Annotated in this window: 17 protein-coding genes; 9 read left to right on the top strand and 8 right to left on the bottom strand. The window is 63.9% G+C overall.

Going from position 1 to position 21,199, the window contains the following annotated elements; genetic code table 11:
- Nucleotides 1-81: 81 nt before the first annotated feature.
- Together HU748_RS07815 and HU748_RS07810 are read left to right on the top strand one after the other, a co-directional pair.
- Nucleotides 82-645 (top strand): phosphonoacetaldehyde phosphonohydrolase-related protein, encoded by a 564-nt coding sequence (locus HU748_RS07815; protein ID WP_186666286.1) that lies wholly within the window; start codon nt 82-84, stop codon nt 643-645.
- Nucleotides 646-768: 123 nt separating this feature from the next.
- Nucleotides 769-1,032, top strand: a complete 264-nt coding sequence (locus HU748_RS07810) for a DUF4404 family protein (RefSeq protein WP_063545619.1) — start codon at nt 769-771, stop codon at nt 1,030-1,032.
- Between the two features lie 82 nt (nt 1,033-1,114).
- Here HU748_RS07810 and queF read toward each other — a convergent pair whose 3' ends face one another.
- Both queF and HU748_RS07800 read right to left on the bottom strand, forming a co-directional pair.
- Nucleotides 1,115-1,945 (bottom strand): NADPH-dependent 7-cyano-7-deazaguanine reductase QueF, encoded by an 831-nt coding sequence (gene queF, locus HU748_RS07805; RefSeq protein ID WP_186666287.1) that lies wholly within the window; start codon nt 1,943-1,945, stop codon nt 1,115-1,117.
- 67 nt (nt 1,946-2,012) lie between these two features.
- A complete protein-coding gene (locus HU748_RS07800; protein WP_186666288.1) occupies nt 2,013-2,507 on the bottom strand; it encodes a cupredoxin family protein in 495 nt (164 codons plus the stop codon).
- A 207-nt stretch (nt 2,508-2,714) separates the two neighbouring features.
- Between HU748_RS07800 and cinR the strand changes: the two genes are divergently transcribed.
- Complete coding sequence (gene cinR, locus HU748_RS07795; RefSeq protein ID WP_186666289.1) at nt 2,715-3,395, top strand: two-component system response regulator CinR; 681 nt, start codon at nt 2,715-2,717, stop codon at nt 3,393-3,395.
- The gene (locus HU748_RS07790; protein ID WP_186720081.1) at nt 3,392-4,729 is read left to right on the top strand and encodes a heavy metal sensor histidine kinase; all 1,338 of its coding nucleotides are present in this window, start codon (nt 3,392-3,394) and stop codon (nt 4,727-4,729) included. Before cinR ends, HU748_RS07790 begins: the two co-directional genes overlap by 4 nt.
- A 23-nt stretch (nt 4,730-4,752) precedes the next feature.
- On the opposite strand, the gene HU748_RS07785 is transcribed toward HU748_RS07790, so the two are convergent.
- The 3 genes from HU748_RS07785 to HU748_RS07775 are packed head-to-tail and all read right to left on the bottom strand — an operon-like array spanning nt 4,753 to nt 7,995.
- On the bottom strand, nt 4,753-5,997 hold the full coding sequence (locus HU748_RS07785) for a lipoprotein-releasing ABC transporter permease subunit (protein ID WP_186708366.1): 1,245 nt from the start codon (nt 5,995-5,997) through the stop codon (nt 4,753-4,755).
- A gap of 56 nt (nt 5,998-6,053) precedes the next feature.
- Nucleotides 6,054-6,737 (bottom strand): lipoprotein-releasing ABC transporter ATP-binding protein LolD, encoded by a 684-nt coding sequence (lolD, locus tag HU748_RS07780; RefSeq protein WP_186666292.1) that lies wholly within the window; start codon nt 6,735-6,737, stop codon nt 6,054-6,056.
- Nucleotides 6,738-6,744: 7 nt separating this feature from the next.
- Nucleotides 6,745-7,995 (bottom strand): lipoprotein-releasing ABC transporter permease subunit, encoded by a 1,251-nt coding sequence (locus tag HU748_RS07775; protein ID WP_065861986.1) that lies wholly within the window; start codon nt 7,993-7,995, stop codon nt 6,745-6,747.
- 93 nt (nt 7,996-8,088) lie between these two features.
- Here HU748_RS07775 and HU748_RS07770 point away from each other — a divergent pair, with 93 nt between their 5' ends.
- Entirely contained in the window at nt 8,089-8,673 is a 585-nt protein-coding gene (locus HU748_RS07770) for a PilZ domain-containing protein (protein WP_186666294.1), read from the top strand.
- Between the two features lie 31 nt (nt 8,674-8,704).
- A complete protein-coding gene (locus tag HU748_RS07765) occupies nt 8,705-9,421 on the top strand; it encodes a glycerophosphodiester phosphodiesterase (RefSeq protein ID WP_186719930.1) in 717 nt (238 codons plus the stop codon).
- A 48-nt stretch (nt 9,422-9,469) separates the two neighbouring features.
- Here HU748_RS07765 and sthA read toward each other — a convergent pair whose 3' ends face one another.
- From sthA to HU748_RS07750, 3 genes are all read right to left on the bottom strand, one after another.
- Complete coding sequence (gene sthA, locus HU748_RS07760) at nt 9,470-10,864, bottom strand: Si-specific NAD(P)(+) transhydrogenase (RefSeq protein WP_186666298.1); 1,395 nt, start codon at nt 10,862-10,864, stop codon at nt 9,470-9,472.
- Between the two features lie 202 nt (nt 10,865-11,066).
- Nucleotides 11,067-12,065: an FAD:protein FMN transferase gene (locus HU748_RS07755; RefSeq protein WP_186719928.1), complete on the bottom strand. Its 999-nt coding sequence runs from the start codon at nt 12,063-12,065 to the stop codon at nt 11,067-11,069.
- Nucleotides 12,066-12,198: 133 nt separating this feature from the next.
- Nucleotides 12,199-13,662 (bottom strand): glyceraldehyde-3-phosphate dehydrogenase, encoded by a 1,464-nt coding sequence (locus HU748_RS07750; RefSeq protein WP_186666302.1) that lies wholly within the window; start codon nt 13,660-13,662, stop codon nt 12,199-12,201.
- A gap of 167 nt (nt 13,663-13,829) precedes the next feature.
- Between HU748_RS07750 and mfd the strand changes: the two genes are divergently transcribed.
- From mfd to HU748_RS07735, 3 genes are read left to right on the top strand one after another with little or no spacing between them, the layout of a single operon-like run.
- On the top strand, nt 13,830-17,279 hold the full coding sequence (mfd, locus tag HU748_RS07745) for a transcription-repair coupling factor (protein ID WP_186708372.1): 3,450 nt from the start codon (nt 13,830-13,832) through the stop codon (nt 17,277-17,279).
- A 9-nt stretch (nt 17,280-17,288) separates the two neighbouring features.
- Nucleotides 17,289-17,864, top strand: coding sequence for a CsiV family protein (locus tag HU748_RS07740; RefSeq protein WP_186719920.1), 576 nt, complete (start codon nt 17,289-17,291; stop codon nt 17,862-17,864).
- A 12-nt stretch (nt 17,865-17,876) separates the two neighbouring features.
- Nucleotides 17,877-21,176, top strand: coding sequence for a DEAD/DEAH box helicase (locus tag HU748_RS07735; protein WP_346655460.1), 3,300 nt, complete (start codon nt 17,877-17,879; stop codon nt 21,174-21,176).
- Nucleotides 21,177-21,199 lie beyond the last annotated feature (23 nt).

The following is a 21,199-nucleotide window of genomic DNA, read 5'->3' as shown; positions in this document are numbered from 1 at the left end:
TGAACAAGAGTTTCATCTTCCAACTGTCATCCGACCGTCATGAAGGGTGTTTAGCCTGCGGTGTATTTCAGGGATGTTGCCATGCACGAAGCACCTGCCCTCACTGCTGTGCTGTTCGGCCTGCGCGGCTGCCTGGTCCAGACCGCGAACGGCAGCCCCCTGCCCGCCCCTGGCGCCCTGGACACCCTAGAACAGCTGCGGCGCCAGCAAGTACCCTGCATCTGGCTGGACGATCTGCACAACCATCAAGGCGAGCGTCTGGCCAGCGTGCTCCCGGACTGGCTGCCCGGCCAGGTCGCCAACGGTTCGCCATGGCCTTCACCGAATGCCTGCTGGCATGCCTTGATGTCATTGAACAGTGATCGCCTCGACGGCTGCGTACTGGTCAGTGGCGAGCCGCGCCTGTTGCAGTCGGGCCTGAACGCCGGATTGTGGACGGTCGGCCTCGCCGCCTGCAGCCCGTCGTGCGACCAGGCATCGAATCTGTGGCAAGCCATGAGCGTACAGGAGCAGGAGTTGGCCCGCGGCAAAGCCACCCTCGAGCTGTTCGGCCTGGGCGTGCATTCGGTGATCGACCACCTGGAATCACTGGAAACCTGCCTCGCGGACATCGCTCAGCGGCGGCGCAAGGGTGAAAAACCCTGACACAGCGTCGTTGATGCCGGTCATGCAAAGCGCCGGCAAGTGGATTACGCTTGAAGTCAGGCCAGAACCTTTGCCGCTTCGCCGAGGTCCATGGCTTGCCAAGTCATTGATGGAGAACAGCCAATGCCCGCCCGCGAATTGCAAGAGCGCCTCAACAGCCTGCGCGAGCAACTGGATCGAAACGTACCGCTGTCGGAAGAAGAACTCGCCAGCCTGCATGAAGAAGCGCGACAGATCGAAGCGCAACTGAAGCTCGAAGAGGCCACGCCAGACAACAACCTGGTCGATGGCGTGAACCTGGCCATCGAGCGCTTCGAAGCCGATCACCCGGACCTCACGGCGACGCTGCGCAGCATTGCCAACTCGCTGCACAGCATGGGGATCTGATTTCACCACCCGGCGCCGCCCTGCAGTCAGCGCAAGCTCTGCAGGAGCGGCCTCGCGCTGGTTGGGGCGCCAAGCATTGACCTTACTGCCGCACCAACCGCCCGTTGCGCGCACTGATCGGCCCGTTGCTGCGGTACGGGTTGATGTCCAACCCACCCCGGCGCACATAACGCGCATACACCGTCAGATGCTCAGGCTTCAGCAGGCGCAACAGGTCCAGGTAGATCCGCTCGACGCACTGCTCATGGAAGTCGGCATGCTGGCGGAAGCTCACCAGATAGGTCAGCAGGCTGGCATGATCCAGCGCGCTGCCCTTGTACTCGACCACCACACTCCCCCAGTCAGGCTGGCCGGTGACTGGGCAGTTGGACTTGAGCAGGTGGCTGTGCAGCGTTTCTTCGACGATACGCTCCGAGTTGCAGCTCAGCAGCTCAGGCTGGGGTTGCTCGTAGTTGCTGATGCTCACATCCAGCGCATCGATGCACTGGCCCGGCAAGGCCACCACCCCCTGCTGCTCGACTTCACCCAGCGTTCGAACCTGAACACTCACAGGCTTGCCTGCCGCAGCGGACAGGTCCTTCTCCAGGCATGCCTGCAGCTCGCCGATCGATGCGAACACCGTCTGGTTCAACGAGTTGAGGTAGAGCTTGAACGACTTGGACTCGATGATGTTCGGCGAGTCGGCCGGGATGGCGAACTCGCCGATGGCCACCACCGGTTTGCCGGAGGGCAGCAACCACGACAGTTCGAAGCAGTTCCAGTAGTCCACGCCCTGCCACGGCAGGGTCTGTGCGGTCACACCCAGCTCGGCCCATTTGGCCGTGCGTGGGATCGGAAACAGCAGCGACGGAGTGTAGGTGGCGATGTATTCGCTGGACTTGCCCAGCGGGGAGTGTTCGGCGGCGGGATGCATGTATATGACCTGAAAGCGCGGGAATGGCGCCATTCTACCGGTTTTGCAGCCCGCCTTGGGGATGAAGTCACTCGATGGTCAACTGACCGACCATGCCCGCCTGATAGTGGCCCGGCACATTGCAGGCGAACTCGATGGGTGCCGACTTGCGGAAGGTCCAGGTCAGCTCGGCGCGCTGCCCGGGCTGGACCAGCACAGTGTTGCCCTGATCATGCCCGTTGCCGCCATGGCCCATCTGGCTGTGGTCCATCCCGGCCATGTTGCCATGGTCCATGCCCGCCATGGCCGCCATCTCCTTCTGGTGCTCGACGTGCATGGCCTTGTCACCCAGGTTGAACTCATGAGCCAGCTTGCCTTCGTTGATCACCACGAAGCGCACCGTCTCGCCGGCTTTGACCTGCAGGCTCTTGGGCTCGAAGGCGATATCCTTGAGCACCACATCGACGGTACGGGTGGCCTTGGAGGCCGGAGCCGGCTCGCCGAAGCCGAAGGTCTTGGCGCCATCGGCGAAGACCGGCAGGCTGACCACGGCGAGGGTAGCGGCGAGAATCAAATGTTTCATGGCAACTCCGGTTTGTGCGCTAGAGATGGACCCACTCTAGGGCCATAGGACTGGCGGCTGGCTGACAGGCAGATTACAAGTTTGTCAGCTTGGGCGCGCTTGCCGATCGTCACGTATCATTTGAGCCAATGCTGCGGCACGACACTCCGGGCTGTTCTATGAAAACTGGAGTGCTCGTGCGTTTACCTTTTTGACAGTGGACAGTGCATGAAACTGCTGATCGTCGAAGACCAGGCCAAGACCGGCCAATACCTGCGCCAGGGCCTGAGCGAAGCCGGTTTTGCCACGGAGCTGGCCGGCGACGGCGAAACGGGTCAATTCCTCGCGCTCACCGGCGACCATGACCTGCTGATCCTGGATGTCATGCTGCCGGGCCGGGATGGCTGGCAGATCCTCCAGGCTGTGCGCCAGGCCGGGCTGGACACGCCGGTATTGTTCCTGACAGCGCGTGACGCTGTCGAAGACCGCGTCCATGGCCTGGAGCTGGGTGCCGACGATTATCTGGTCAAACCCTTTGCCTTCTCCGAACTGCTGGCCCGGGTACGTAGCCTGCTGCGCCGCGGTGCCAGCCCCTCCCAGGACACCACCCTGGCCCTGGCCGACCTGCGCCTGGACCTGATCCGTCGCCGCGCCGAGCGCGCCGGCAGCCGCATCGACCTGACCGCCAAGGAATTCGCCCTGCTCGAGTTGCTGCTGCGGCGCCAGGGCGAGGTGCTGCCCAAATCGCTGATCGCTTCGCAGGTGTGGGACATGAATTTCGACAGCGACACCAATGTGATCGAGGTCGCGATCCGTCGCCTGCGCCTGAAGATCGACGACAACCACGCCAACAAGCTGATCCATACCGTGCGCGGCATGGGCTACGTGCTCGAGGAGCGCCACGACTGATGCCCCGACTCTCCCTCGGCGGGCGCCTGGCCCTGCTGTTCGCCGCCTGCACCGCCGCCGTTTCGCTGAGCGCCGGGTTGCTGTTCAGCCATGCCAGTGAGCGCCACTTCGTCGAGCTCGACCAGCAGTTGCTCAGCGCTCGCCTCTCGCAATTGCGTGCGCACCTGGCCGATGTCGACTCCCGCGCAGCCTTGGACGACCACCTGCCGGCGCTGCGCAGCGAGCTCAGCCACCAGTCGGACCTGGCCCTGCGCATTCGCGGCAACGACGGTACGCTGTGGTTCGACAGCCGCGCAGGCTTGCCGCAGGAGCCCCGCCAGCCGGGCCTGGCCACCCTGCACAGTGACGGCATGGACTACCGCAGCCTGTGCCAGGCCTTGCCAAACGCCCAGGTCACCTTGTTTCTCGACATCACCCACCATCAGCACTTTCTGCAACGCATGCAGCAGCTGATCTGGCTGACCGTCGGGCTCTGCGCGCTGGCCACAGCCCTCCTCGGCGCCTGGGCTGCACGCCGAGGCTTGCGACCGTTGCGCCAGATGGGCGCGGTGGCCGCCAGCGTCAATGCGCGCTCGCTGACCACGCGCCTGCCAGTGGCGCAACTGCCTGAAGAACTCGCCGAGCTCGGCCAGACCGTCAACGCCATGCTGCAACGCCTGGATGATGCCTTTCAGCGCCTCTCGGCGTTTTCCGCCGACATCGCCCATGAGCTGCGCACGCCGCTGTCAAATCTGCTGACCCACACCCAGGTCACCCTCACCCGCCCCCGCAGCCTGGAGGAATACCGCGAAGCCCTTCACGGCAACCTCGAAGAACTGCAGCACATGGCGCAGATGGTCAACGACATGCTGTTCCTGGCCAAGGCCGACCACGGTCTGCTGATGCCCAGCCGACAGGCCCTGGACCTGGCGACCGAGACCGACGCACTGCTGGAGTACTACGCGCCACTGGCCGAGGATGCCGGCATCACCCTGCTGCGCCGCGGCGAAGCGCAAACAGCGGGCGACCGGCACATGCTGCGCCGAGCCCTGTCCAACCTGCTGGACAACGCGCTGCGCTTCACCCCGCCTGGTGGGACCATCGAGGTGACGCTGTCACCGGGATTGCACATAGAGATCGCCAATACCGGCCCCGCGATAGCAGCGCAGGCGCTGCCGCGCCTGTTCGACCGCTTCTATCGGGAGGAACCGATGCGCCATGAAGGAAGCAGCGAGCATGCGGGGCTGGGACTTGCGATCACCCGATCCATCGTACTGGCCCATGGCGGGGGGATTCAGGCTCGCTGTGAAGGGGGATGGACGCGCTTCGTGATCGACCTGCCCCAGACAGGCTGAGGCAGGCTGGCGTGGGCCACACGTCACTCGTAGCGCAATGCCATTGCAGGCTCGATCTGCGACGCGCGATAGGCCGGATACAACGTGGCCAGGAAGCTCATCACCAAGCCCGCGATACAAATGATCGCGACATCGCCCCACTGCAACTGCGACGGCAGGCTGCTGATGAAGTACATGTCGGAGGTGAAGATATGCTGGCCGCTGGTGCGTTCCAGCCAACCGACGATGGCGCTGACGTTGAGCGCACCGATCACGCCCAACACCCCGCCGATCAGGGTGCCGACGATACCGATCAGGCTGCCCTGGACCATGAAGGTGCCCATGATCTGCGCCGGCGTCGCCCCGATGGTGCGCAGAATCGCGATGTCGGCGCCCTTGTCGTTCACCACCATCACCAGGGTGGCGATGATGTTGAACGCTGCCACGGCAATGATCATCAGCAGCAGCAGTCCGATCATGGTCTTTTCCATCTTCATCGCACTGAACAGGCTGCCCTGGGTGTGCGACCAGTCATCGGCGCGGTAGGCATCGCCCAGGCCCGAAGCGATCGCCTTGGACACCTGCGGTGCAGCGTACAGATCGTGCAGCTTCAGGCGTACGCCCTGCACCTGGCCCGGCGCCCAGCGTTGCATCTCGCCGGCGTCGGCCATATGGATGTAGGCCTGCGAACCATCCAGCTCGGCACCGACCTTGAAGATGCCGACCACGGTCAGGCGCTGCATGCGCGGGGTGATACCACCAGGCGCACTGCTCACCTCCGGGACGATCAGGGTGACCTTGTCGCCGGTGTTCAGACGAAAGCGACGGGCCGTCAGTTCCCCGAGCACCACGCCATACTCACCCGGCTGCAGGGCTTGCAAGGCCCCCTGGACGATATGCTGGCCGACGATGGAGACCTTGCCCTCCTGCGCCGGGTCGATACCGCTGACCTGGATCGGCTGCATCGCGCCCTTGTAGGAGAGCATGCCTTCCATTTCCGTCAGAGGCGCCGCGGCGATAACCGCCGGGTTCTTCAGCGCGGTTTCGGCAACACTTTGCCAGTTATCCAGCGGCTGTACGCCAAGGATGCTGGCATGGGGCACCAGCCCCAGCACGCGCGAGCTCATCTCACGCTGGAAACCGTTCATCACCGACAACACCACGATCATCGCCAGCACGCCCAGGGAAAGGCCGATCATCGAGGTCATGGAGATGAACGAGATGAAGTGATTGCGGCGCTTGGCACGGGTGTAGCGGGCACCGATGAACAAGGGCAAGGGTCTGAACATGTACGCGAACACCCAGTTGAACAGTAGATTGGGGCCGCGCAGGCGGCCCCATGCAATCAGATCGAGACCAGACGACCGTCTTCCAGGCTCAGCACACGGTCCATCTTGCGTGCCAGGCTCAGGTCGTGGGTCACCACCAGGAACGCCGTGCGCGACGCCGTCGACAGTTCCTGCATCAGTTCCTGGATCCCCAGGGCGGTGTGGTGGTCGAGGTTGCCGGTGGGTTCGTCGAGCATCACCAGGCCCGGCTGGTTGACCAGCGCACGGGCAATCGCCACGCGCTGGCGCTCACCGCCGGACAGCTCGGCAGGTTTGTGATTCAGTCGATGGCCAAGGCCTACACGCTTGAGCAGCGCCTCAGCCCGCTGACGTGCTTCCGGGATGGGTGTACGACCGATCAGCAGCGGCATGCAGACATTTTCCAGTGCCGTGAATTCTGCCAGCAGGTGGTGGAACTGATAGACGAAACCCAGGGCGCGGTTGCGCAGCAAGCCGCGATCACGCTCGCCAAGCGCCGAAAGTTCTTCCCCGGCCAGCCAGACGCTGCCTTGGGTTGGCGTATCGAGGCCGCCCAGCAGGTTGAGCAGCGTGCTCTTGCCAGAGCCGGAGCTACCGACGATGGCCACCCGCTCACCCGGGTGCAGTTCCAGGCTCAGGCCCGACAACACCTGCACCGACTCCGGGCCCTCGTCATAGGACTTGCCCAGGTTGCGGCAACTCAGTACGGCTTTATCACTCATGCGCGACTCACTCATAACGTAGCGCCTCTGCAGGCTGGGTGCGCGCTGCACGCCAGGCCGGATACAGGGTGGCGAGGAAACTCAGGACCAGCGCCGCACCGCAGACCATCCACACGTCCTGGGCGATGATCTGCGACGGCAGGTAATCGATGAAGTACACATCGGCATTGAGGAACTTGTGCCCGATCAGGGTCTCGACGCCAGCGATCGCCGCACTGACGTTGAGCGCGGCGATAATCCCGACCACCGCGCCGATCAGCGTGCCGACCACGCCGATCACCGTGCCCTGGACCATGAAGATCGCCATGATCTGCCGGGGCGTGGCGCCAAGCGTACGCAGGATGGCAATGTCGCCACGCTTGTCATTGACCACCATCACCAGGGTGGAAATGATGTTGAACGCCGCCACCGCGACGATCAGCAGCAGGAGCAGGCCGATGATCGACTTCTCCATGCGAATCGCCTGGTACAGGTTGCCCTGGGTGCGGGTCCAGTCGCGGGCGTAGTACTGGTGCTCGCCCAACTGCTGGACGATGCTCCAGGCCTCGCGCGGCGCCTTGAACAGGTCATCGAACTTCAGGCGCAGGCCTTGCACCTGGTCGGCCTTCCAGCGGTGCAGGCGCGAAAGGTCGGAGAGGTTGGTCAGCCCCAGGTAGCCGTCGATCTCGCCGGCGCCGACATGGAAGGTGCCGACCACGGTAAAGCGCTTCATGCGCGGGAACATCCCGGCCGGGGTGATGCTCACCTCGGGCGCGACGAACGTGACCTTGTCGCCGACCTTCACACCCAGCTTGGTGGCGGCCTTGTCACCGATGAGGATGCCCCATTCGCCGGGCGCCAACTGGTCGAGGCTGCCCTGCTGCAGGAAGTTGTCGATGATCGACACCTCACGCTCGCGATCCGGCTGGATGCCGTTGAGCAGCATCTTCTGCACCTTGCCGTCATGGGTGAGCAGCCCCTGCATCTGCGTGAAGGGCGCGACCGCCTGCACGTGCGGATTCTGCTTTACTTGTTGAGCAAGGGCCTGCCAGTCGCCGATGGGCTGGTCGCCCTCGATGGTGGCGTGGGGAACCATGCCAAGGACGCGGGTGCGCATCTCGTGATCGAAGCCATTCATCACCGACAGCACCACGATCATCACTACCACGCCCAGGGCAAGGCCGATCATCGAGGTCAGGGAAATGAACGAGACGAAATGGTTGCGTCGCTTGGCACGGGTGTAGCGCGTACCGATGAATACGAAGAGAGGTCTGAACATGTCGGGGCTTGTTCGGATGAAAGGGAACGTCCTGGTGGCGAGGCGCCTACGGCGGCTTTACACTCGGACCACCGCCGCAACCATGGGTTCGCCATGACGACATTAGACGAAGAAGATCGCCGGGAATACTACCGCATCGAAGACAGGATCGCACTGGAAATCAGCCCCCTGAGTGCAGCCGAAGCCCTTGAGCCAGAACTGTTGCAGGATGATTCACCACTGTTCAACCTGCTCAGCGAGCTGCACCTGTCGGACTTCGAATCCCAGCACCTGTTGCGCCAGCTCAGCGACAAGGACCGTACCCTGGCTGCCTTCCTGCGCGCCCAGAACAAACGCCTCGACCTGCTCAGCGCGGTAGTCGCGCACACGCTGATCGGCGAGATCGGCCAGCCGCAGCGGGTGATCATCTCCGAAGGCGGTGTCGAGTTCGCCCAGGCGCAGCAGATCGCGCCCGGCACCCGGGTCAAGGTGAAGATGGTGCTGATGCCACGCGCCCACGGCCTGTTGCTGCGTGGCCGCGTCACCCACTGCGACCCGCGCCCCGAAGGCGATTTCGAGGTTGGCACCGAGTTCATCGACATGACCGATGCCCAGCGCCAGCTCCTGGCCCGCTACATCCTGCAGCGCCAGCAACAGCAGCGGCGTCAGCAGATCGAACAGAACAATCCGCAATCCTGAGCCTTTTCCCTTTTGACCTGAAGGAACGAACGTGACCCTGATCTACGGCCATCGCGGCGCCAAGGGCGAAGCGCCCGAGAATACCCTGACCAGCTTCCGCCAGTGCCTGTCGCACGGCGTCGACCGTTGCGAGCTGGACCTGCACCTGTCGGCCGACAACGAGCTGATGGTGATCCATGACCCGACCCTCAAGCGCACCACTGGGCGACGCGGCAAGGTCGTCGAACACTCGGCAGCGGACCTGGTCACCTACGACGCACGCAAGGGCGGCCCCGGACATGTGCAGCCCTGTCCTATTCCGCGCCTTGAAGAGCTGTTCGAGAAATGCGCCTTTGCCCACTGGCAGCTGGAGGTCAAGAGTGCTTCGCGCACCCGCGCGGCAAGCACGGTGCTGGCGATTCGCGAACTGGCCCAACAGTATGGCCTGCTCGACAAGGTGACCATCACCTCGAGCTCACGGGAAGTGCTGGGGGCAGCGCAGGAACTGGTGCCCGACATCGCGCGCGGGCTGGTTGCCGAGTACGCCTGGCTCGACCCGCTGAAAGTCGCACAGAACTATGGCTGCGAGATGCTCGCGCTGAACTGGACACTGTGCACCCCCGAACGCCTGGCCAAGGCACAGAAGCAGGGTTTGCATGTGTCGGTGTGGACGGTCAACGAGCCGGCGCTGATGCGCCGACTCGCCGATTTTGGCGTGGACAGCCTGATTACAGACTTTCCCGGTTTGGCCAAGACCACCCTCGGGTAGGGCTGAAATCGGTCTCCCCGACCGGCTCAGGCCACCGGCCGGAGCCGCTCAAAAAAGCCGGTTCAGACCGTCGTAGGCAGCTACCCGATAGGCTTCGGCCATGGTCGGGTAGTTGAAGGTGGTGTTGACGAAGTACTTGAGATTGTTCAGCTCACCCGGCTGGTTCATGATCGCCTGGCCGATGTGGACAATCTCCGAAGCCTGGTAACCGAAGCAGTGCACGCCAAGGATTTCCAGGGTTTCGCGGTGGAACAGGATCTTCAGCATGCCCTGCGGCTCGCCGGCGATCTGCGCACGCGCCATGCTCTTGAAGAACGCCTTGCCCACTTCGTATGGCACCTTGGCCTGGGTCAGCTCCTGCTCGTTCTTGCCGATCGAGCTGATCTCCGGAATGGTATAGATACCGGTCGGCACGTCGTTGACGAAGCGCCAGCTGCCGTTGTCGACGATGCTACCTGCCGCCGAACGCCCTTGGTCGTGGGCGGCACTGGCCAGGCTCGGCCAACCGATCACGTCACCGGCACCGTAGATGTTCGGCACACTGGTGCGGTAGTTCTCGTCGACCTCGATCTGGCCGCGGCTGTTCACCTTGATGCCGATGTTCTCAAGGCCCAGCTTGTCAGTGTTGCCGGTACGGCCGTTGCACCACAGCAAGGCGTCGGCCTTGATCTTCTTGCCCGATTTCAGGTGCAGGATCACCCCGTTGTCCAGGCCCTCGACACGCTCGTACTCCTCGTTATGGCGTACGGTGATGTTGTTGTTGCTGAAGTGGTAGCTCAGCGCCTGGGAGATTTCCGAATCCAGGAAGCTCAGCAGTTGGCCACGGTTGTCGACCAGCTCGACCAGCACACCCAGGCCACTGAAGATCGAGGCGTATTCGCAACCGATCACCCCGGCACCATAGACGATCAGCTTGCGCGGCGTGTGGCTCAGGCTGAGGATGGTGTCGCTGTCATAGACGCGAGGGTGGTGGAAGTCGATGTCGGCCGGGCGATAAGGGCGCGAGCCGGTGGCGATGATGATGTGCTTGGCGTTGAGCTTCTCGACCACGCCGTTGGGGCAGACCACTTCGACGGTCTGCTCGTCGGCGAAGCTGCCAGTGCCGACGAACACGTCGACGCGGTTGCGCGCGTAGTAGCCGGTGCGCGAGGCAACCTGCTTGGAAATCACCTTCTCGGCGCTCTTGAGCACGTCGGGGAAGGAGAACCAGCGCGGCTCACCAATAGCGCGGAACATCGGGTTGGTGTTGAACTGCATGATCTGCCGCACCGAGTGACGCAGTGCCTTGGACGGGATGGTGCCCAGGTGGGTGCAGTTGCCGCCGACCTGGCGACGGCTGTCGACCATTGCGACCTTGCGCCCCGCTTTGGCGGCGTTCATTGCCGCGCCTTCTCCGGCCGGGCCGGAACCCAGCACCACTACGTCGTAGTTGTAGACAGCCATGCGTACTCCTTCAGAACTGGCCCGCCGGCCGGCTGGCCGCGGGGCTCATCATGCCGCCGGGGCGCCATGAAAAAATTCGGGTGCAGTCTAATCAAGCGTGAACGCCGCGCACATTAACCCTTGGTCGCGTCGTAGGCCATCTTTGCCTGCACTACATGTCATTTCGCCGTTTCCGTGGCCGCGATCATCCGTGCCCTGCCTTTCACCCGCCTTTCAACACCCGCTGGAAACCTGGCGTGGAACGGGAGACGAAACCACCTTCGACCCGGGTCACCAATACGGCAGCGATGCCGTGGGCCACAGCAAAATCCCAGCCGCGCTCGGGCCCGAGAATCAACAGCAGCGTCGAGTAACCGTCGGCGATCAGCGCCGAGCGGTCCAGCACGGTGACCGCAGCCAGATCGTGCACCACCGGACGCCCCAGGCGGGCATCGAAGGTGTGCGAATAGCGCCGGCCATTGTCCTCGAAATAGTTGCGGTAGTCACCCGAGGTCGACACCGACAGGCCATCGATGGCTATCACCTGGCGAGCGATCTGGCGATCCTCGCGCGGCAGTTCCAGTGCAATGCGCCAAGGGCTGCCATCGGGCTTGCGGCCTGCGGCCTGCAACTCGCCGGTGGCTTCGGCGACAAAGCTGTCGATACCCATCGCCCGCAGGCGCTCGGCGATCAGGTCGACGGCGTGACCGGCAGCGATGCTGTTGAAGTCCAACTCCAGCGCAACGTCCTTGCACAGACGCTCGCCGTCGATGTGCAGGTGACGATAACCTACGCGCTGATGGGCCAAAGCCAGGGCCTGGGGATCGGGCACCTGCTCCTGGCGGGCCTGCGGGCCGAAACCCCACAAGTTGAGCAGTGGCTCGACACTGAGGTCGAACGCCCCCTCGCTCACATCGGCCAGGTGCTGGCCGAAGGTGACCAGCTCGAGCATGCCCTGCGGGATGGTCAGACATTGATTGGCCGGCAATTGGTTGAAACGGCTGACAACGGAGTCGTCACGGTAGGTGGAGTAATACGCGTCGATGCCATGCAGGATGGTTTCGACTGCCTCGCGCACCTGGCTCGGCGCCGGGCCGCCGGGGCTGCGAACATACTGGATGCTGTAGCTGCTACCCATGGTCGGACCGCCCAGGCGCTCCAGCGTGGGTTGCTGGTCGCAGGCCGATAGCAGCATCAGGATAAGCAGGAAGGCTTTGCGCAAGATTCAGATTCTCGGTTGCCTGTGCCGCTTCTGTGGCGGGACGAACGTTTACCTTTGCCGGGCCGGCACAGACACAACATAAAAAAAAACGGGAACCCGAAGGTTCCCGTTTTTTCATGGCCTTACAAGCCTATCAGCGTGGAAACGCTGGCGGGTTCACACCGGCCATTTCTTCCATCACGCGAACGACCTGGCAGCTGTAACCGAATTCGTTGTCGTACCAGACGTACAGGACAACACGGTTATCGTTGCAGATGGTCGCTTCGGCATCGACCACACCGGCGTGGCGCGAGCCGACGAAGTCGGTCGAAACCACTTCCTGGGAGCTGACGTAGTCGATCTGCTTGTGCAGTTCCGAGTGCATGGCGGTCTGGCGCAGGTACTCGTTGAGCTCTTCGCGGTTGGTGGCCTTTTCCAGGTTCAGGTTCAGGATGGCCATCGACACGTTCGGTGTCGGTACGCGAATGGCGTTGCCGGTCAACTTGCCCTTGAGCACTGGCAGTGCCTTGGCTGCGGCAGTGGCGGCGCCGGTTTCGGTGATGACCATGTTCAGCGGCGCGGCACGACCGCGACGGCTGCCCTTGTGGAAATTGTCGATCAGGTTCTGGTCGTTGGTGAACGAGTGAACGGTCTCGACGTGGCCGTTGACGATGCCGTACTGGTCGTTGATGGCCTTGAGCACCGGCACGATGGCGTTGGTGGTGCAGGACGCCGCGGAGATGATCTTGTCATCGGCGGCGATATCGCCATGGTTGATGCCGTGCACGATGTTCTTCAGCGCACCCTTGCCAGGAGCGGTGAGGATCACACGGGCAGCGCCCGGGCAGGCCAGGTGCTGGCCCAGGCCGTCGGCATCACGCCAGACGCCGGTGTTGTCGACGATCAGTGCGTTTTCGATGCCGTACTGGGTGTAGTCGACTTCGCTCGGGCTCTTGGCGTAGATGACCTGGATCAGGTTGCCGTTGGCGGTGATGGTGTTGTTGGCTTCATCGATGGTGATGGTGCCATCGAACGGGCCATGGACCGAATCGCGGCGCAGCAGGCTGGCACGCTTGACCAGGTCGTTCTCGGCGCCCTTGCGCACGACGATGGCACGCAGGCGCAGGCCGTCGCCGCCACCGGTCTTCTCGATCAGGATGCGCGCCAGCAGGCGGCCGATGCGGCCGAAGCCGTACAGGACGACGTCGGTGCCCTTGCGCGCCGAAGCGTTCTGCTGGCCAACCACATCAGCCAGCTCTTCACGGACGAACTGCTCGGCAGTGCGACCGTTGCCTTCCTGCTTGAACTTGTTGGCCAGCTTGCCCAGGTCGACCGAGGCGGCGCCCAGTTTCAGCTCGCTCATGGCTTTGAGCAGGGGGAATGTCTCGTGTACGGACAGTTCGGTCTCGTCGGTCTGACGGTGACGTGCAAAGCGATGCGCTTTGAGGATCGAGATAACCGAACGGTTGATCAGGCTGCGGCCATAGATCGAGCTCACCACATTGTTGTTGCGGTAGAGCTGACCGATAAGCGGGATCATCGCTTCAGCCAGGGCTTCACGATCGATCCACTCACCAAGACACTGGTCGGGCTTCTGAGTCACGGGAACCTTCCACATGTAGGGACAGAAAAAAGGGGCTACATTATGACGCCCCGATGCGTATCGGGCAATGAGCGCCTGTCGCTACCCGCAAAGCCAGCCGCCATGGCCTTTCGAGCCTGACAGCGAGCAGCGTCGCCGGTACAATTGACCTCTTTGCCGCAACGCTTGGAGTCGGATCTTCCGTGTCAGTTCTGCGCCTTCCGCAACTGTCGGCCACGGCCGGCAAACAAACCTGGGGCAACCTGCCCGGTGCCGCCCTCAGTCTCGCCATCGCCGAGGCCGCCAGCAGCGCCGGGCGCTTTACCCTGCTGCTGACTGCCGACAGCCAGGCCGCCGACCGCCTGGAACAGGAGCTGCGTTTCTTCGCCCCGCAGCTCCCGGTGCTGCCGTTCCCCGACTGGGAAACCCTGCCCTACGATCTGTTCTCGCCGCACCAGGACATCATCTCCCAGCGCATTGCCAGCCTCTACCGACTGCCAGAGCTGGACCACGGCATTCTCGTGGTGCCGATCACCACCGCCCTGCACCGCCTGGCCCCGACCCGTTTCCTGCTGGGCAGCAGCCTGGTGCTGGACGTGGGCCAGAAGATCGACGTCGAGCAGATGCGCACCCGCCTGGAAGCCAGCGGCTACCGCTGCGTCGACACGGTCTACGAGCATGGTGAATTTGCCGTGCGCGGCGCGCTGATCGACCTGTTCCCCATGGGCAGCAAGGCGCCGTATCGCATCGACTTGTTCGACGACGAGATCGAGACCCTGCGCACCTTCGACCCGGAGACCCAGCGCTCGGTCGACAAGGTCGACTCGATCCGCCTGCTGCCGGCCCGCGAATTCCCTATGCACAAGGATGAGGTGACACGCTTCAAGGCCCGTTTCCGAGAGCGCTTCGACGTCGACTTCCGGCGCAGTGCGATCTTCCAGGACCTGACCAGCGGCATCATCCCGGCCGGCATCGAATACTATCTGCCACTGTTCTTCGAAGAGACCGCGACACTCTTCGACTACCTGCCGGCAGACACCCAGGTATTCTCCCTGCCCGGTGTCGAGCAGGCCGCCGAACACTTCTGGAACGACGTACGCGGGCGCTACGAAGAGCGCCGCGGCGACCTCAGCCGCCCCTTGCTGCCACCGGCCGAGCTGTTCATGCCGGTCGAGGACTGCTTCGCCCGCCTCAAGCAATGGCCGCGCGTGGTGGTCAGCGCCGACGAACTCGAGCCAGGCGCTGGCCGCGAGCGCTTCCCGGCCCGCGCCCTGCCCAACCTTGCCATCGAGGCCAAGGCCAACCAGCCGCTGGCTGAGTTGTCGAACTTCCTCGACCAGTTCCCCGGCCGCGTGCTGTTCACCGCCGAATCGGCAGGCCGCCGTGAGGTACTGCTGGAGCTGCTCGAACGCCTGAAGCTGCGCCCGCACACCGTCGAGGGCTGGGACGATTTCATCACTGGCAGCGAGCGCCTGGCGATCACCATCGCCCCGCTCGATGAAGGCCTGCTGCTGGATGACCCGAGCCTGGCCCTTGTGGCTGAAAGCCCGTTGTTCGGCCAGCGCGTGATGCAGCGCCGACGTCGCGACAAGCGCGGCGAAGCGGCCAACGACGCAGTGATCAAGAACCTCACCGAGCTGCGCGAAGGCGCCCCTGTGGTGCACATCGATCACGGCGTGGGCCGCTACCTGGGCCTGGCCACCCTGGAAATCGACGGCCAGGCCGCCGAGTTCCTCACCCTGGAATACGCCGAGGGCGCCAAGCTCTATGTGCCGGTGGCCAACCTGCACCTGATCGCCCGCTATACCGGCAGCGACGACGCCCTGGCGCCGCTGCACCGACTTGGCTCCGAAGCCTGGCAGAAGGCCAAGCGCAAGGCCGCCGAACAGGTGCGCGACGTGGCCGCCGAGCTGCTCGACATCTATGCCCGCCGTGCTGCGCGCAAGGGCTACGCCTTCGCCGACCCGGCCGCCGACTACGCCACCTTCAGCGCCGGCTTCCCGTTCGAGGAGACGCCCGACCAGCAGGCCGCCATCGAGGCCGTGCGCCTCGACATGCTTGCGGCCAAGCCCATGGACCGACTGGTCTGTGGCGATGTCGGCTTCGGCAAGACTGAAGTGGCCATGCGCGCAGCCTTCATCGCGGTGCACAGCGGTCGCCAGGTCGCGGTCCTGGTCCCCACCACCCTGCTCGCCCAGCAGCACTACAACAGCTTCCGCGATCGCTTTGCCGACTGGCCGGTGACGGTCGAAGTGATGAGCCGCTTCAAGTCCGCCAAGGAAGTGGCCGCCGCCGCCGCAGACCTTGCCGAAGGCAAGATCGACATCCTCATCGGCACCCACAAGCTGCTGCAGGACGACGTACGCTTCAAGGACCTGGGCCTGGCGATCATCGACGAAGAGCACCGTTTCGGCGTACGCCAGAAAGAACAGCTCAAGGCGCTGCGCAGCGAGGTGGACATCCTCACCCTCACCGCCACGCCAATCCCGCGCACCCTGAACATGGCCGTGGCCGGCATGCGCGACCTGTCGATCATCGCCACTCCGCCGGCGCGACGCCTGTCGGTGCGCACCTTCGTCATGGAGCAGAACAAGAGCACGGTCAAGGAAGCGCTGCTGCGTGAGTTGTTGCGTGGCGGTCAGGTCTATTACCTGCACAACGATGTGAAGACCATCGAGAAATGCGCCGCCGACCTCGCCGAACTGGTGCCCGAGGCCCGCATCGGCATTGGCCACGGGCAGATGCGCGAGCGCGAACTCGAACAGGTGATGAGCGATTTCTACCACAAGCGCTTCAACGTGCTGATCGCCTCGACCATCATCGAGACCGGCATCGACGTCCCTAGCGCCAACACCATCGTCATCGAACGTGCCGACAAGTTCGGCCTGGCCCAGTTGCACCAGCTGCGCGGCCGGGTCGGACGCAGCCACCACCAGGCCTACGCCTACCTGCTCACCCCGCCCCGCCAACAGATCAGCGGCGATGCCGAAAAGCGCCTGGAGGCGATCGCCAACACCCAGGACCTGGGCGCAGGCTTCGTGCTGGCCACCAACGACCTGGAGATCCGCGGCGCCGGCGAGTTGCTCGGCGAAGGCCAGAGCGGGCAGATCCAGGCAGTGGGTTTCACTCTCTACATGGAAATGCTCGAACGTGCGGTCAAGGCGATCCGCAAGGGCACCCAACCCAATCTCGAGCAACCACTGGGCGGCGGCCCGGAGATCAACCTGCGCTTGCCGGCGCTGATCCCCGAAGACTACCTGCCCGATGTGCACGCCCGCCTGATCCTGTACAAGCGCATCGCCTCGGCGGCCGACGAAGAAGGGCTCAAGGACCTGCAAGTGGAGATGATCGACCGCTTCGGCCTGCTGCCCGAGCCGACCAAGAACCTCATGCGCCTGACGCTGCTCAAGCTGCAGGCCGAGAAGCTTGGCATCAAGAAGGTCGATGCCGGCCCCAATGGCGGCAAGCTTGAGTTCGAGGCCGAAACACCGGTCGATCCGCTGACCCTGATCAAACTGATCCAGGGCCAGCCCAAGCGCTATAAGTTCGAAGGCGCGACCCAGTTCCGCTTCCTGGTGCCAATGGAACGCCCGGAAGAACGCTTCAATACCCTGGAGGCGCTGTTCGAGCGCCTGGCCCCACAGTCAAATTAAGGAAGCTCCATGCGCGCCATTCGTTGCCTGACCTTGTTGCTGACGCTCATCGCGCCAGTAACGGCCTTCGCCGAAGGCCCTTATCAGGTGGAAATCCTCCTCCTGCGGCAGAACGCCGTGCCTGCCGTGACCAGCCCGTTCGCCCCCGAAAACTGGAGCGCCGGCGCGCCGCGCCTGGCCAAGGACGCCGAGCGCCCGCTGGCACTGGCTGACGAAGCCACCCGCCTGCAAGCCACTGCCGACTACACTGTGCTGCTGCACAAGGCCTGGCAGCAGCAGGTGGGCAGCGAGCCCAGCCGCATTGCCGTGGGCGCAGGCGACGAGCAGTTCGGGCACTTCCCCATCGAGGGCAACCTGAGCATCGCCGAGGGCCGCTTCACGCGCATCGAGGCCAACTTCTGGGTCAACGAACTGGACGGCAACGGCAGCGTGCTGCGCAGCGAGCAATTCAAGCAAAGCAACAGCAATGTGAAGAACGGCCAGCTGACCTTCCTCGACGGCGGGCACCTGGCGCTGTTGATCAAGGTTGCACCGTCCGGGATGCGCAAGCTGCCGACACTGGATCCGGAAATGATGGAGCAGTGACACGTGAGTGACGTGCAGAAGCAGGTTGCGGAAAATCCAAGCTGGAAGCGCGAATTCGACGCCGGTGCCCTGCAGCGTGGTGAACGCTATGCCGAGCAAGGCAGGGTAGAGATCCTCTCCCACGGCGATGCGCGCATCGAGGCAACCTGCAGCGGCAGCGGCGACAGCCGTTATCGTCAACGGATCATCATCACCTTCACCTCCGCCGGACACTGCCATGTTCGCGGTCAGTGCACCTGCCCGGTCGGCGAGAACTGCAAGCACTGCGCCGCCGTGCTCTACACGCTCGCCCACCGCCATACGGCACAACCGGCGGCCAGCGATCACCTGCCCCATCACCTGCAACACTGGCTGCAGGGCCTTGAGCAACGCCCCAGCACCCACCAGCCTGGCGAAGACAAACGCGGACGCATGGTCTGCTACCAGCTCATGCTGCTGGGCGATCAGGGCTGCGCCCTGCGCGTTCGCAAGGGCACTCGCAGCGATGACGGCATACGCTACAGCCGGGTGCACTCGCTGTACGAACTGCTCTACGAGCCGCCCAAGTTCGTCAAGGAAGAAGATCTGCGCATCCTGCGCCAGTTGTCGGCACAGAACGCACCCTACGGCCAGGAGCGCGGCTACGTGCTCAAGGGCCAGGAAGGCGGCGAGCTACTGCAACGGGTGCTGGAAACCGGACGCCTGATGTTCATGGAAGAATTGCCGCTGCTGCGCCGCGGCCAGGAACGCCAGGCGGAATTTCGCTGGGTGCGCCTGGACAGCGGCGAATACCGCGGCATGTGGTACAGCGCCGACAAACCGCTGCTTTGCGTCTTGCCGCTGGTGCCGTTGTTTTACTTCGATGTCATGACCAGAGAAGTCGGTACCGTCGCCCACAGTCTCGACCCGCACACCGCCATCCAGCTCTCGCTCGCACCCGATGTACCGGAACACCTGATCGTGCCACTCAGCCACAAACTCAACGCCCTGAACCACCGACTGCCAACCCCGACAACGGTGAAGCAGGAACTGCTCGACAACATCGAGCCCATCCCCCACCTGACCCTTGGCAGCCTCGAATTCAGCGCCTACATGCCCAAGACCGGACGCATGCAGCGCCAGATGCAACACCGCGCCGCGCTCTCGTTCGACTACGACGGGTTGCGCACCAGCGGCCCCGACGACAAGCCGCTGAGCCGCCTGGTAGACAGCACCAGCCAACGCATTCGCCGCCAGCCGCAGCATGAAAAACGCCTGCGCGACACCCTGCGCAAGCTCGGTTTCAAGCCTGCCACGCGCCAGAGCAAGGCCCTGCCCGACAGCGCCGGCGAGATGTTCCAACTGCCCGACGACGAAACCTGGCTGCGTTTTGCCCGCGAAGAGCTGCTGCGACTACGCGAGGCAGGCTGGAAGGTGGATGTCCACCGCGACTTCGCCTTCAACCTCCACGACGTGGAAGACTGGTACGCCAACATTCAGGAAGCCCCCGGCCACGAATGGTTCGACCTGGAACTGGGCATCGTCGTCGACGGCCAGCGCCACAGCCTGCTGCCGATTGTCCTGCAGTTGCTGCGCAGCAGCCCCGAACTGCTGCGCCCCAGCGAACTTGCGCGGCGCGGCGACGATGAACACCTGTTGATCGACCTCAACCGCGGCCGCCTGGACAGTCCGGCCATGCGTGTCGCCTTGCCCTACGGGCGGATCAAGGCAGTCATGGGCACCCTCGGCGAGCTGTACCTGCACGAGGATGCCACCGGCCCGACGCTGCGCATGGAACGCGCCGATGCCGCACGCCTTAACGATATCGAGCACCTGCCCCTGCAATGGGAAGGTGGCGAACAACTGCGTGACCTGGGTCGGCGCCTGCGCGATGCGCGCGACTTGGAGGTCGAGCCACCCAAGGGCCTGGCCGCGACCTTGCGCCCCTACCAGCAGCAGGGCCTGAACTGGCTGCAGGCCCTGCGCGAGATGGGCACCGGCGGCATCCTCGGCGACGACATGGGCCTGGGCAAGACCCTGCAGACCCTTGCCCACCTGCTGCTGGAAAAAGAAGCCGGGCGCCTGGCCCATCCCGCCCTGGCAGTGATGCCCACCAGCCTTGTGCCCAACTGGCTGGACGAAGCCCAGCGCTTCGCACCCGACCTGCGTGTCCTGGCCCTGCACGGCCCGGGCCGCACCCGGTTCTTCGGCGCACTGCACGAGTACGACCTGATCCTGACCACCTATGCCCTGCTGCCACGCGACCTCGAGCAACTGCAGGCCCAAGCCTGGCACGTGCTGGTGCTGGACGAAGCACAGAACATCAAGAGCAGCACCAGCAAGGCCGCCCAGGCCGCCCGGGAGCTGCAGGCCAACCAGCGCCTGTGCCTGACCGGCACGCCCATGGAGAACAACCTGGGTGAGCTATGGTCGATTTTCCACTTCCTGATGCCCGGCTGGCTGGGCGATCAGAAACGTTTCAACCAGGATTACCGCACCCCCATCGAACGTCATGGCGACCGCGAGCGCCTGGCCCACCTGGCCAGCAGGGTCCGCCCTTTCCTGCTGCGCCGCAGCAAGGAGCAGGTGGCCCGCGAGCTGCCGGCCAAGAGCGAGATGGTTCACTGGGTGGACCTCAGCGATGCACAGCGTGACACCTACGAAACCGTGCGCGTGGCGATGGACAAGAAGGTGCGCGATGAAATCGCCCGTAACGGCGCCTCACGCAGCCAGATCGTCATCCTCGACGCCCTGCTCAAGCTTCGCCAGGTGTGCTGCGACCTGCGCCTGGTCAAGGGCGTGGAAGCCAAGGGCAATCAAGCCGACAAGGGCAAGCTGGGCAGCTTGATGGAAATGCTCGAGGAACTGCTCAGTGAAGGCCGCCGAGTGTTGCTGTTCTCCCAGTTCACCTCGATGCTCGCACTGATCGAACAGGAGCTGGAAAAGCGCGACATTCGCTACAGCCTGCTGACCGGAGACACCCGCGACCGCCGCGCGCCGGTTCAACAGTTCCAGAGCGGCGACAGTGAAGTGTTCCTGATCAGCCTCAAGGCCGGCGGTACTGGCCTGAACCTGACCGCTGCCGACACGGTGATTCACTACGATCCCTGGTGGAACCCGGCCAGCGAGAACCAGGCAACCGACCGCGCCTACCGCATCGGTCAGGACAAGCCGGTGTTCGTCTACAAGCTGATCACCCGCGGCACGGTGGAAGAAAAGATCCAGCAGTTGCAGCAAGAGAAAGCCGCCCTCGCGGCCGGCCTGCTCGATGGTGGGCAGGCCGGTCAGTGGCGGCTCGGGGATGACGAGATCGAAGCACTGTTCGCGCCGTTGCCGGGCAAGCGAGGGCGCTGAATACGGGGCGCCTACTTCGCAGA

It is taken from the genome of Pseudomonas sp. RW3S2, assembly GCF_014268955.1.
Taxonomy (GTDB): domain Bacteria; phylum Pseudomonadota; class Gammaproteobacteria; order Pseudomonadales; family Pseudomonadaceae; genus Aquipseudomonas; species Aquipseudomonas wayambapalatensis.
Note: the sequence above shows the minus strand (reverse complement) of the source record. Positions and strands in the feature narration are given on the sequence as shown.

Coding starts and splice junctions, on each gene's coding strand:
- HU748_RS07815 (WP_186666286.1), top strand. CDS start 82: ATGCACGAAGCACCTGCCCTCACTGCTGTGCTGTTCGGCCTGCGCGGC.
- HU748_RS07810 (WP_063545619.1), top strand. CDS start 769: ATGCCCGCCCGCGAATTGCAAGAGCGCCTCAACAGCCTGCGCGAGCAA.
- queF (WP_186666287.1), bottom strand. CDS start 1,945: ATGCATCCCGCCGCCGAACACTCCCCGCTGGGCAAGTCCAGCGAATAC.
- HU748_RS07800 (WP_186666288.1), bottom strand. CDS start 2,507: ATGAAACATTTGATTCTCGCCGCTACCCTCGCCGTGGTCAGCCTGCCG.
- cinR (WP_186666289.1), top strand. CDS start 2,715: ATGAAACTGCTGATCGTCGAAGACCAGGCCAAGACCGGCCAATACCTG.
- HU748_RS07785 (WP_186708366.1), bottom strand. CDS start 5,997: ATGTTCAGACCCTTGCCCTTGTTCATCGGTGCCCGCTACACCCGTGCC.
- lolD (WP_186666292.1), bottom strand. CDS start 6,737: ATGAGTGATAAAGCCGTACTGAGTTGCCGCAACCTGGGCAAGTCCTAT.
- HU748_RS07775 (WP_065861986.1), bottom strand. CDS start 7,995: ATGTTCAGACCTCTCTTCGTATTCATCGGTACGCGCTACACCCGTGCC.
- HU748_RS07770 (WP_186666294.1), top strand. CDS start 8,089: ATGACGACATTAGACGAAGAAGATCGCCGGGAATACTACCGCATCGAA.
- sthA (WP_186666298.1), bottom strand. CDS start 10,864: ATGGCTGTCTACAACTACGACGTAGTGGTGCTGGGTTCCGGCCCGGCC.
- HU748_RS07750 (WP_186666302.1), bottom strand. CDS start 13,662: ATGTGGAAGGTTCCCGTGACTCAGAAGCCCGACCAGTGTCTTGGTGAG.
- HU748_RS07740 (WP_186719920.1), top strand. CDS start 17,289: ATGCGCGCCATTCGTTGCCTGACCTTGTTGCTGACGCTCATCGCGCCA.